Below are 12,122 nucleotides of genomic sequence, written 5' to 3'. Positions count from 1 at the left end.
GAGCAAACTATCCTTTGTGGCTTGTTGCAAACTGGTTCTATCCTTTCTTTCGATAAAATGATTGAAAAAGGAATTGACGCTGGTTACGCTTCTAAATTAGTACAGTACGGTGTTGAGGTAATTACTGAAGCTTTAAAACACGGTGGTGTGAGCGGTATGATGGACAGATTAAGCAATCCTGCTAAAATCAAAGCTTTCAAAATTTCTGAAGAATTGAAAGACATCATGCGTCCTTTATTCCAAAAACATCAAGATGATATCATGTCTGGCGAGTTCAGCAAAACGATGATGGAAGACTGGGCTAATGGCGATGCTAATCTATTAAAATGGAGAGCTGAAACAGGTGAAACTGCTTTCGAAAAAACTCCTGCTGGTAATGTTAAAATTGGCGAGCAAGAATACTTTGATAATTATCTTTTAATGGTTGCTTTTGTAAGAGCTGGTGTTGAATTGGCTTTCGAAACAATGGTTGAGGCAGGTATTAAAGCAGAATCTGCTTACTACGAGTCTTTACACGAAACACCATTAATCGCTAACACAATTGCTCGTAAAAAATTATTCGAAATGAACCGTGTTATTTCTGATACTGCTGAGTATGGCTGTTATTTATTTGACCAGGCTTGTAAGCCTTTATTAGCAGATTTCATGAAAACTGTTGATACTGACTTAGTAGGTAAAAACTTCAACGAAGGTAAAGATGGTTCTGTTGATAATGCCGAATTAGTTGCTATTAACGAAATCTTACGTGATCACCAAGTGGAAGTTATCGGTAGAAAATTGCGTGGAGCAATGACTGCAATGAAAGCTATCAAAACTGCTTAATATTATAAGATTGATTAACCACAAAGGACACAAAGTTTCACAAAGACTTCTATAAGCTCCTTGTGTTCTTTGCGAACTTTGTGGTTATAAATAAAAAAATTAAAATGTCTGAACCAGTCGTCCATATCCAAAACTTAAATCTGAAATACAAACACAAAGTTGTATTAAGGGATTTGAACTGGACCATCAACCGTGGAGACAATTGGGTATTGAATGGAATTAGTGGAAGCGGAAAAACCTCTTTAGCTAAAATCATTGCAGGAACGCAAAGTGCGGTTGGAAACGTAGACATTAACTTTGATACCAACAGCAAATTACCTGCCCGTGTTACGTATGTAGAAAGCTGGTATCAATTTAAAAACCTGGAAGGTGTTGCTAATTTCTATTATCAGCAACGTTACACCAGCTTACAAGTGAAAGAAACATTAACTGTCGAAGCAGAACTTAAACTTTTTGGAAAAGAAAACAGTTTAGATTTTATACAGACAGAGATTATCATCAATGCTTTAGGGTTTGCGGGGCAAAAAGATTCTCAACTGATTGAATTATCCAGTGGAGAACATAAAAAGCTTCAATTGGTTAAAGCACTGTGGTTGAAACCGCAATTGCTTATTATAGACCAGCCTTACACCGGGCTGGATGTTAATTCCCGTAAAAGCTTAAATGTTCTTTTAGATGAGGTTGCAAAAGCAGGTGTAAACTTAATTTTAATCTGCAATGATACAGAGCTACCTGAAAGCATCAATCGTTTCGCATTATTAGAAAACGGACAAATCGTTGAGGTTTCCTCGGCAAGCAGATTACAGATAGATACAGATTACTCTTTAGGAGAAATTCCGGAGTTCTTAAAGGTATCTCCTGAGTATTCATCAGAAAGCATTATCAGGATGGTTAACATCAATATCAGCTATGGTGAAAAACAGGTTTTGAAAAATATAAACTGGGAAGTTAATAAAGGTGAAAGATGGCTTTTACAAGGCCATAATGGCTCCGGTAAATCGACATTGCTAAGTTTGGTAAACGGAGATCATCCGCAAGCTTATGCCAATGAACTTTATCTTTTCGGAAACAGAAGAGGAAGCGGAGAAAGTATTTGGGATATTAAACAACGAATTGGATTAATTTCTCCTGAATTCCATTGGTATTTTGATACATCTTCTACTGTATGGCAAAGTGTTGCTTCCGGTCTTTATGATAATTTCGGACTTCAACTGGAATTGCCTTATACTAAGGCAAAACAAGTAGATGATTTGGTTGCCTATTTCGGCCTTACAAACATCAAAAATGAAACTATGGGTACTTTGCCTTTAGGTAAGCAACGTTTAGTGCTATTGGCAAGAACCATTATCAAAAATCCGGAATTATTGATTTTAGACGAACCCTGTCAGGGTTTGGATCAGCAACAAACACAATACTTTAATCGTCTGGTAGACGAATTATGTAGTAACGGTATGACATTAATTTATGTTGGCCATTACGAATCTGCACTACCAAATACACTCGAAAAAAGAATTGTGCTGGATAAAGGAAATGTAAAAGTGATTGAAGAAATAAATATTACCGAAGAAGCGTAAATCATCGATCCTCAAATTAAAATTGAAATCAACAAGCCGATATAAAAACCGGCTTCTAAATAAAGATTTGAACAAATAGAAGTTCAAGCAAAAAATTAAAAAAACTGGGCTTAGGCCTTAAAAAATAGAATAAAATATGATACACGATCCGAACCGTATTTACGTATTTGATACCACTCTTAGAGATGGAGAGCAAGTACCTGGTTGCCAGTTAACGACAAGTGAGAAGATAGAAATTGCGAAAGAACTTGAATTACTGGGTGTTGATGTTATTGAAGCTGGCTTCCCTATTTCCAGCCCCGGCGATTTCCAAAGCGTTGTAGAATTGTCTAAAGCTGTTAGCGAGCCTATTATCTGTGCTTTAACAAGAGCTAACAATAAAGATATTGATGCTGCAGTTGCTGCTTTACAGTATGCAAAAAGACCTAGAATCCATACGGGAATAGGTTCTTCAGACATGCATATTCAATACAAATTCAACAGTACCAGAGAAGAAATCTTGAGAAGAGGCGTTGAAGCTGTAAAATACGCGAAGAAATTTGTTGAAGATATTGAGTTCTATGCAGAAGATGCTGGTAGAGCAGATAATGCTTTCCTCGCTCAGATGGTAGAAGCTGTTATTGCTGCCGGTGCTACAGTGGTTAATATTCCAGATACAAACGGATATTGTTTACCGGACCAATACGGAGCTAAAATCAAGTATTTAATGGACAACGTTAAAAACATTGATCAGGCTATTATTTCTGTGCACTGTCATAACGATTTAGGCTTAGCAACAGCAAATTCTATTGCTGGTATCATGAACGGCGCAAGACAGGTAGAATGTACCATTAACGGTATTGGCGAAAGAGCAGGTAACACCTCTTTGGAAGAAGTTGCCATGGTTCTGAAAACACATACTACCTTAGGTAAATACACCAATATCAATAGCAAAAAATTCCATCAGTTAAGCGGAATGGTTAGCCGCATGATGCGTATGCCAGTTCAACCAAACAAAGCTATTGTTGGTAAAAATGCTTTTGCACACAGCTCGGGAATCCATCAGGATGGTGTATTGAAATTCAGGGAGAATTACGAGATTATTAATCCGGAGGATGTGGGTATTAATCAATCTGAAATCATATTAACAGCAAGAAGTGGTCGCCACGCATTAAAACACCATTTGGAGCGTTTAGGATATGTAGCAGATAAGATTAATTTAGAAGAAGTTTACGAAAGATTCTTAATTTTAGCCGATAAAAAGAAAGAAATCAATGACGATGATTTATTGTCTTTGATGGGTGAAGGAGACAATAACTATAAAGATGGAATCCATATTAAACTTTTACAAGTGCAATGCGGACATCCTTTAGTACCAACTTCAACCATCCAAATTGAGTATAAAAATGAAGTAAAAGAAGCTTCTGCAACAGGAAACGGACCGGTAAACGCAACTATCAATGCAGTGAATGCAATTATCGGAAAAGATATCAATTTGAAAGAATTACATATCGACTCTATTCATGGTGGAAGTACAGATAGCTGTAAAGTAACCATGACTTTAGTTTACGATGGTAAAACTTATATGGGTTATGGTTTCCATACAGATATTGTTCAAGCATCTGCGCAAGCATATTTAGATGCAGTGAACAAATTTATTTAATTAGTAAAAAGAAAAAACGATATAAAAATGAGCAAAACGTTATTCGATAAAGTGTGGGACAGCCACGTTGTTCGTAAGATTGAAGATGGACCAGATGTTGTTTTTATTGACAGACACCTGATCCACGAAGTAACGAGTCCGGTAGCTTTCTTAGGTTTGAAAAACAGAGGAAACGCTGTGTTATATCCAAACCGTACTTTCGCTACTGCAGACCATAATACACCAACAATCAACCAACATTTACCGGTTGCAGATCCGCTTTCTGCAAACCAGTTAAAAGCGTTGGAAGAAAATGCTAAGCAATATGGTATTAGCCACTGGGGATTAGGGCACCAAAAAAATGGTATTGTTCACGTTGTAGGTCCCGAATACGGTATTACTCAACCAGGTGCAACGATTGTTTGTGGTGACTCTCATACTTCTACTCACGGTGCTTTCGGAGCTATCGCTTTCGGTATTGGTACTTCAGAAGTAGAAATGGTTTTGACTACACAATGTATCATGCAACCAAAACCAAAGAAAATGAGAATCAACATTACCGGAGACCTGAATAAAGGCGTTACTCCAAAAGATGTTGCTTTATATATCATTTCAAAATTAACTACATCTGGCGCTACAGGATACTTTGTTGAATATGCCGGTGAAGTTTTCGAAAAAATGAGCATGGAAGGTCGTATGACTGTGTGTAACCTGAGTATAGAAATGGGTGCCCGCGGTGGTATGATTGCCCCAGATGAAACAACTTTCAATTACATTAAAGGTCGCGAATTTACACCTAAAGGTGAAGGTTGGGACAAAGCAATGGAGTATTGGAAAACTTTGAAAACTGACGCTGATGCAGTTTTTGATAAAGAGTATACTTTTGCAGGTTCCGATATAGAACCAATGATTACTTATGGTACTAACCCTGGTATGGGAATTGGTATTTCGCAATCTGTTCCAAACGCAGAACAGGTTGAAGGTGGCGTTGCTACTTACGAGAAATCTTTAAATTATATGGGTTTCCACGAAGGTGACGCGATGATTGGAAAACAGGTAGATTACGTTTTCGTAGGAAGCTGTACAAATGGCAGAATCGAAGATTTCAGAGCTTTTGCTTCTGTAGTTAAAGGCAGACATAAAGCAGATAATGTTACTGCATGGTTAGTACCAGGATCTCATATCGTTGAAGCCCAGATTAAAGAAGAAGGTATTTTGGATATCCTTACTGAAGCTGGATTTGTGTTGCGTCAGCCAGGTTGTTCTGCTTGTTTAGCAATGAATGATGATAAAGTTCCTGCTGGGAAATATGCGGTAAGTACTTCCAACAGAAACTTCGAAGGCAGACAGGGGCCAGGTTCAAGAACAATGTTGGCTAGTCCGCTAGTAGCTGCTGCTGCTGCTGTTACCGGAAAAGTTACTGATCCGAGAACTTTAATTTAAGCTGAACGCCGAAGGCTAAAGGCAGAAAGTAGCAAACGTAAATAACAGAATTAAGAACATTAAAATACAGACCCTGTAAGCCCCTCTCTTTCGGAGAGGGGTTGGGGTGAGGCTAAAAAAATGGCTTACGATAAATTCAATATATTAACAAGTACTGCAGTTCCACTTCCTATCGAGAACGTGGATACTGACCAAATTATCCCTGCTCGTTTCTTAAAAGCAACAGAAAGAGTTGGATTTGGTGATAATCTTTTCCGCGACTGGAGATATAATGCAGATAATACTCCTAAAGCAGATTTCGTTCTAAACGATTCTACTTACAAAGGAAAAATATTAGTTGGCGGTAAAAACTTCGGTTCCGGATCTTCAAGAGAACATGCTGCATGGGCAGTATATGACTACGGTTTCAGATGCGTAGTTTCCAGCTTCTTTGCAGATATCTTTAAAAATAACTGTTTGAATATTGGTGTATTACCGGTTCAAATAAGCCCGGAATTCCTGGAAAAAATATTTGCTGCTGTTTACGACAATCCGGAAACAGAATTAGAAGTCAACCTTCCCGAGCAAACAATAACTATATTGGCTACCGGTGAATCAGAGAAATTTGACATCAACACTTACAAAAAAGGAAACATGTTAAATGGTTTCGATGATATCGATTACTTAAAAAGCATGACTCCGGAAATTGAAGCTTTTGCCGAAACAAGACCGTTTTAAAAGGCTAAAGGCGGAAAGCAAAAGGCTTAAAGCTAAGATGAAAAAGCATAAAGGCAAAAGGTATTAGAAGACGGAAGAACAATGTCCGAATACTAAAACGCTAAATAAAGCACTATTCTTACTCCCCTCTTCCCGATTTATTGGGAGGTTGGGGTAAGGTTAACAATAAACACATATATGAGTAAAAGGAAAATAGAAATAATGGACACCACTCTCCGCGATGGAGAACAAACATCAGGAGTTTCATTTTCCGTTTCCGAAAAATTAACCATTTCTAAACTATTACTGGAAGAGCTCCATGTAGACCGGATTGAAATAGCCTCTGCAAGGGTTTCGGACGGTGAGTTTGAAGCTGTAAAGAATATTTGTTCCTGGGCCGGCGAAAATAATTATCTGGACAAAATTGAAGTTCTCACTTTTGTGGATAAAGGTGTATCTGTAGATTGGATGGTAAAAGCTGGTGTAAAAGTCCAAAACCTTTTAACCAAAGGCTCTTTAAATCATCTCACACATCAATTAAAGAAAACACCTGAGCAACACTTTGCAGATATTAAACAGGTTATTGAACTTGCTCAGCAAAATGGTATATCAACCAATGTATATCTGGAAGATTGGAGCAATGGAATGCGTAATTCTCCGGAATATGTATTTCAATATCTTGATTTTATATCAACTCAACCTATAAAACGGGTGATGCTTCCGGATACCTTAGGTATTTTAACTCCGTGGGAAGCAAGTTCGTTTATATCGAAAGTAAAATCGGCTTATCCTGATTTACATATTGATTTTCATGCTCATAACGATTATGATTTAGGTACGGCCAATATTCTTGAAGCTGTAAAAGCGGGAATTAATGGACTGCATTTAACTATTAACGGGATGGGAGAAAGAGCAGGAAATGCTCCTCTTGAAAGTGCAATTGCTGTAATTCATGACTTTTTACCAGAAATTGAAATCAATGTAAAGGAATCTTCTGTTTATAAAGTAAGTAAATTGGTAGAAACTTTTTCAGGCGTTCGCATCCCAGCCAATAAGCCAATAACCGGAGATAACGTTTTTACACAAACGGCAGGTATTCATGCAGATGGAGACAATAAGAAAAACCTGTATTTTAGTGATTTACTTCCTGAACGTTTTGGAAGGAAGCGTAAATACGCTTTAGGCAAAACATCTGGCAAAGCTAATATCGAGAAAAATCTTCAGGAATTAGGTTTAAAACTAAATGATGAAGATTTAAAGAAAGTAACACAGCGAGTTATTGAACTTGGGGATAAGAAAGAAACTGTTACCAAAGAAGATTTACCATATATCATTTCTGATGTACTGGATAAAAGTTCCTCTTATAACGAAAAAGTAACCGTAGAATCCTACGTTTTAACACATTCTAAAGGATTGCGCCCTTCTGCTACTGTTGCAGTAAAGATAGATGGTGAACTTTTTGAAGAGAATTCTCAAGGCGACGGACAATTTGATGCTTTTATGAATGCCCTAAACAAAGTCTATAAGAAAAAGAAATTGGCTTTGCCTAAACTGGTAGATTATACGGTAAGAATTGCTCCGGGAAGTAGTACTGATGCTTTATGTGAGACTACAATTATCTGGGAAACCGAAAACAAAACCTTTACTACAAGAGGCCTGGATTCTGATCAAACAGTTTGCGCTATCATTGCGACACAAAAAATGCTAAATATAATTTAGTTGTTAGTAGTTAGTTATTAGATGGTTAGTCCACAGATAACTACTAACAATAAACGAACTAATAACGAACAAACTAAGAAAAAATGAAATTAAATATTGCCCTTTTACCGGGTGACGGTATCGGACCAGAAGTAGTAGACCAGGCTGTTAAAGTTTGTGATGCTGTGGCTAAGAAATTCAACCATGAAATCAACTGGACAAAAGCTTTAACAGGTGCTTCAGCTATTGATGCATGTGGCGAACCTTATCCGGATGAAACTCACGAAGTTTGTATGGCTGCAGACGCAGTACTTTTTGGTGCAATTGGCGATCCCAAATACGATAACGATCCGAAAGCGAAAGTTCGTCCAGAGCAGGGATTATTGAAAATGCGCCAAAAATTAGGCTTATTTGCAAACGTTCGTCCTACTTTTACATTTCCTTCTTTAATTGATAATTCTCCATTAAAAAGAGAAAGAATTGAAGGTACTGACTTAATTATCCTACGTGAATTAACTGGTGGTATTTACTTTGGCGAAAGAGGCAGAAAAGACGATGGAAATACTGCTTTCGATACCTGTACTTATACAAGAGCAGAGATTCAACGTTTGGCTAAATTGGGATTCGAATTAGCCATGACCAGAGGCAAAAAATTATGTTGTGTTGATAAAGCCAACGTATTGGAAAGTTCTCGTTTGTGGAGAGAAACTGTACAGGCAATGGAAAAAGATTATCCGGAAGTTACTGTATCTTACGAATTCGTAGATGCTGTTGCCATGCGTTTGGTACAATGGCCTAACTCTTACGATGTAATGATTACAGAAAACCTTTTCGGTGACATTTTAACTGACGAAGCTTCTGTAATTTCTGGTTCTATGGGATTAATGCCATCTGCTTCTAAAGGTGTTCATACATCTTTATATGAGCCTATTCACGGTTCTTATCCACAAGCTGCAGGAAAAGACATTGCTAATCCGTTAGCTACTGTTCTTTCTGCGGCAATGATGTTCGAAGATGCTTTTGGTTTAAAGGAAGAAGCAGAAGCTATCAGAGAAGTGGTTAACAAATCTTTAGCTGCAGGAATCGTTACTGAAGACTTAGCAGGATCAAATAAGACTTATAAAACCAGCGAAGTTGGAAACTGGTTAGCTGAGAATATCTAATCGGGTTGTAAGTAATTGATTTATATTAAATCTTATAGCTTGAATATATTGAAAACCGACGTTTATAACGCCGGTTTTTTTTGCTTCAATACAGGTAATAATTTCCCTATCGCTTAAATGATAGGGAATTCGTTTCTAAACTAAACCTTCACAAATCGAAAAACTATTGTTCAATATATTCCACGGTTACAGTTGTAGTAACCGGAGTTGTAGAAGACGTAGCTATATATTTTACAGGATATCCGGCTGAATTATACTCAAGATAAGTATTGCTAAGAAGAACAGCATTAGGATGATTCACCGAATTTTTAATAACATTATTGTTCTTGTTTAGGTTGCCCCCCTGATTTTTCACATACTTATATATACCGTTTTTATTATCGTATTCAAAATTTACAATAAGAGCATCTGATCCTGGCCTAGATTCGATAAGTTTTTTAATGTTACCAAATATGTCATATTCATAACTATTAGTATATGTATGCTCTGCAAATTCTGGTGTTCTATAAGTGTAATATTGAACTGAAGTCAATCTTTGAGAATTATAAGTAAATAACTGATAGCTTGAATTCTCGCCATTCGACGCCCGTTTCGTATTTATTCTGTTAACATCTCCATTGCTATTTAATTCATAAATATCTTCATATATCTTCCTCCATTCTTTTGCAACCATGTCTTTTTGATATCGAATAACCTTCTGAAGCTTATCTCCATGATAAATAAATTCCCGCTTTAACATACCTTCTTCAATAGAAGATATTAATTGAGTATTTTCAACATAAGTTATGTTTTGATAGCTCAAAAACGTGTCTACGGCGTATGTAAACTTCACGGGTAAATAAATCTTAGAATCGGTAATTGTAAGCACCTGCGATATGGTATATATCATTTGTGAATCAGAAGAAGAAACAAATGTAAGCGTCACACCATTTATTTTAATTTCCTGACCGTCAACTGTTACTTTTAGTACTTTTCCACTTAAACTTGTGAATACTTTTCCATCAGTAAGATCTGTTTTAGCTAAAACTCCTCTAACAATATGATCTTTAAGGCGCTCTTGGGTAAGCTTTTGCGCATTAGTATCTGCGAGTATTTTCGCGCTATTCTTTGAATAGCTTACGGTATTAGGTCGGTAGCTCTTAAGTGCTTCATCTGTAGGTGCCAATATGGTCAATCCGTCTTTTACTTCCTCTTCGCTTAAAGAAATATTCTTAAAAGCTTCAGAAAACGCCGCCACTTCAGGTTGCTTCGCCAATTCGACAGTTAAATTTTCGATAACTGTTTCACTTTTAGTTTTTTCAGGCTCAGGAGTCGAGCTCTTTTTACACGACACAAGAGCTATAGCTATCGCACAAACTCCTAACAAAAAGGTATAAAATGTTTTCATATCAATTTAATTAAGCTAATTATATGATTGACAAAGCTAGATTCCCCTCTAAGCAAAATCAATACCTAGAGGTTGGTATTTTACTATTTAAAACAATTACTGCTTATCGCAATATATTTCCAGTAAAAACTTAGTTTTTAGTACATTTACCGTCGATCAACTCAAGCATTATGATATCTATCAATCCGTTTGCAGCAGCCGAGAGATTAAAAGGCATTGTAAAAAAAACTCCGTTGGAATACAATCAAAGACTTTCTGAAAGGTATCAATGCGAGGTTTATCTGAAAAGAGAAGATTTACAGATTGTCAGATCTTACAAAATAAGAGGTGCATACAATCTCATAAGTGCGCTTTCTAAAGAGCAAGCAAAAAAAGGAGTTGTATGTGCCAGTGCAGGAAATCATGCACAGGGTGTCGCTTATTCATGTCAGCATTTAGGCATTAATGGTGTAATTTTTATGCCCCAACCTACACCCAAGCAGAAAATAAACCAAACAAATATGTTTGGTAAAGACAAAGTGGAAATTATTCTTACCGGTGATACGTTTGACGACTGCCAGCAGGAAGCTTTGGCATACGCTGAAAAACATAATATGGTATTTGTTCCTCCTTTTGATAATGCTGCAATTATAGAGGGGCAAAGTACTGTTGGCGTAGAAATTCTGCAAGATCTTCCCGGTGTTGATTTTGTTATTGCTCCAATTGGAGGTGGAGGTTTAATTTCTGGTATTTCCCTTTACCTGAAAAAGAATAAACCCCAGGTTTTTATTGCGGGTGTTGAACCCGAAGAAGCGGCATCTATGAAAGCAGCTTTGGAAGCAGGCAAGCCAGTAGCTTTAGAAAAGATAAGCAAATTCGTTGATGGTGCTGCTGTAAAACGTGTTGGCAAAATAAATTTTGAAACTTGTAAAGAACTGGTAGATAATATTAGCAGTGTACCTGAAGGAAAAGTTTGTACAACTATATTAAAACTTTATAACGAAGATGCCATTGTTGTAGAACCGGCGGGAGCTCTTTCTATTACCGCTTTGGACAATTACAGGACACAAATTAAAGGAAGAAAAGTAGTTTGTATTATCAGCGGCGGGAATAACGATATAGACAGGATGGGAGAAATTAAAGAACGTTCTCTTTTATATGAAGGTCTTAAACATTATTTTATTGTCCGTTTTCCGCAGCGTCCGGGCGCTCTAAAACTATTTGTAAATGAAGTTTTGGGTACTAATGATGATATTACCCGTTTTGAATTTATTAAGAAAACTGAACGGGAAAGAGGCCCCGCTTTAGTCGGCATAGAATTAAAAGATGCTAAGGACTATGATTCTTTAGTCAAAAGAATGGCACATTATAACTTCGACTTTAAGGAAATCAATCAGGATGAAACGCTGTTTGAGTACTTCATTTAAGCTATTAAGATGTCAAAAATAAAAAGATGTACCTTGTTATTTTATGGCTTGTACATCTGCTATATCTTCAATTCTTGCGCAACTTTATCTAACTCCAAGAGTACTCTCGTAACAGTCAATACTACCTCACCCTCTTATCTTGTTGTAAATAGTGACACGCTCAATTATTGCAGTAATAATAAGACTATAAATGTTATGAGATCTAAAGACTCGTTAAGATTGACTGCATTTAATAATGATTTATCAAGAACTGTTGCAATAAAGTCGCAAAACTCAGCCTTTTTTTGGCTAAACCTATTTCCATACTTTAAT

At 36.8% G+C, this 12,122-nt stretch carries 9 protein-coding genes; 8 read left to right on the top strand and 1 reads right to left on the bottom strand.

The annotated features are described in order from the left end of the window. The 7 genes from ABWO41_RS09535 to leuB all read left to right on the top strand — a co-directional run. Window positions 1-822 (top strand): NADP-dependent ketol-acid reductoisomerase (locus ABWO41_RS09535; protein ID WP_502945642.1); only part of this gene is annotated, 822 nt, incomplete at its 5' end. 104 nt (window positions 823-926) lie between these two features. Continuing rightward, window positions 927-2,396: an ATP-binding cassette domain-containing protein gene (locus ABWO41_RS09530; protein ID WP_353137015.1), complete on the top strand. Its 1,470-nt coding sequence runs from the start codon at window positions 927-929 to the stop codon at window positions 2,394-2,396. Between the two features lie 136 nt (window positions 2,397-2,532). Further along, entirely contained in the window at window positions 2,533-4,038 is a 1,506-nt protein-coding gene (locus ABWO41_RS09525; protein WP_353137012.1) for a 2-isopropylmalate synthase, read from the top strand. Window positions 4,039-4,065: 27 nt separating this feature from the next. Next, window positions 4,066-5,460 (top strand): 3-isopropylmalate dehydratase large subunit, encoded by a 1,395-nt coding sequence (gene leuC, locus ABWO41_RS09520; RefSeq protein WP_353137009.1) that lies wholly within the window; start codon window positions 4,066-4,068, stop codon window positions 5,458-5,460. 120 nt (window positions 5,461-5,580) lie between these two features. Continuing rightward, the gene (leuD, locus tag ABWO41_RS09515; RefSeq protein ID WP_353137006.1) at window positions 5,581-6,177 is read left to right on the top strand and encodes a 3-isopropylmalate dehydratase small subunit; all 597 of its coding nucleotides are present in this window, start codon (window positions 5,581-5,583) and stop codon (window positions 6,175-6,177) included. Between the two features lie 177 nt (window positions 6,178-6,354). Further along, a complete protein-coding gene (locus tag ABWO41_RS09510) occupies window positions 6,355-7,875 on the top strand; it encodes a hydroxymethylglutaryl-CoA lyase-like TIM-barrel protein (protein WP_353137003.1) in 1,521 nt (506 codons plus the stop codon). Between the two features lie 83 nt (window positions 7,876-7,958). Next, window positions 7,959-9,017: a 3-isopropylmalate dehydrogenase gene (gene leuB, locus ABWO41_RS09505; protein ID WP_353137000.1), complete on the top strand. Its 1,059-nt coding sequence runs from the start codon at window positions 7,959-7,961 to the stop codon at window positions 9,015-9,017. 163 nt (window positions 9,018-9,180) lie between these two features. Here the strand turns inward: leuB and ABWO41_RS09500 are convergent, their stop codons facing one another. Next, window positions 9,181-10,404: a fasciclin domain-containing protein gene (locus tag ABWO41_RS09500; protein ID WP_353136997.1), complete on the bottom strand. Its 1,224-nt coding sequence runs from the start codon at window positions 10,402-10,404 to the stop codon at window positions 9,181-9,183. Window positions 10,405-10,574: 170 nt separating this feature from the next. Here ABWO41_RS09500 and ilvA point away from each other — a divergent pair, with 170 nt between their 5' ends. Beyond that, window positions 10,575-11,810, top strand: a complete 1,236-nt coding sequence (gene ilvA / locus ABWO41_RS09495) for a threonine ammonia-lyase IlvA (protein ID WP_353136994.1) — start codon at window positions 10,575-10,577, stop codon at window positions 11,808-11,810. Window positions 11,811-12,122: the final 312 nt, after the last annotated feature.

It is taken from the genome of Pseudopedobacter sp. (assembly GCF_040392825.1).
Lineage (GTDB): Bacteria > Bacteroidota > Bacteroidia > Sphingobacteriales > Sphingobacteriaceae > Pseudopedobacter.
The sequence above is the reverse complement of the archived record's forward strand: the minus strand, read 5'-3'. Positions and strand labels throughout refer to the sequence as shown.

Excerpts from the sequence above, each read along its gene's own strand:
- ilvA (WP_353136994.1), top strand. The coding sequence starts at position 10,575 with ATGATATCTATCAATCCGTTTGCAGCAGCCGAGAGATTAAAAGGCATT.
- ABWO41_RS09510 (WP_353137003.1), top strand. The coding sequence starts at position 6,355 with ATGAGTAAAAGGAAAATAGAAATAATGGACACCACTCTCCGCGATGGA.
- leuC (WP_353137009.1), top strand. The coding sequence starts at position 4,066 with ATGAGCAAAACGTTATTCGATAAAGTGTGGGACAGCCACGTTGTTCGT.
- ABWO41_RS09530 (WP_353137015.1), top strand. The coding sequence starts at position 927 with ATGTCTGAACCAGTCGTCCATATCCAAAACTTAAATCTGAAATACAAA.
- leuD (WP_353137006.1), top strand. The coding sequence starts at position 5,581 with ATGGCTTACGATAAATTCAATATATTAACAAGTACTGCAGTTCCACTT.
- ABWO41_RS09500 (WP_353136997.1), bottom strand. The coding sequence starts at position 10,404 with ATGAAAACATTTTATACCTTTTTGTTAGGAGTTTGTGCGATAGCTATA.
- leuB (WP_353137000.1), top strand. The coding sequence starts at position 7,959 with ATGAAATTAAATATTGCCCTTTTACCGGGTGACGGTATCGGACCAGAA.
- ABWO41_RS09525 (WP_353137012.1), top strand. The coding sequence starts at position 2,533 with ATGATACACGATCCGAACCGTATTTACGTATTTGATACCACTCTTAGA.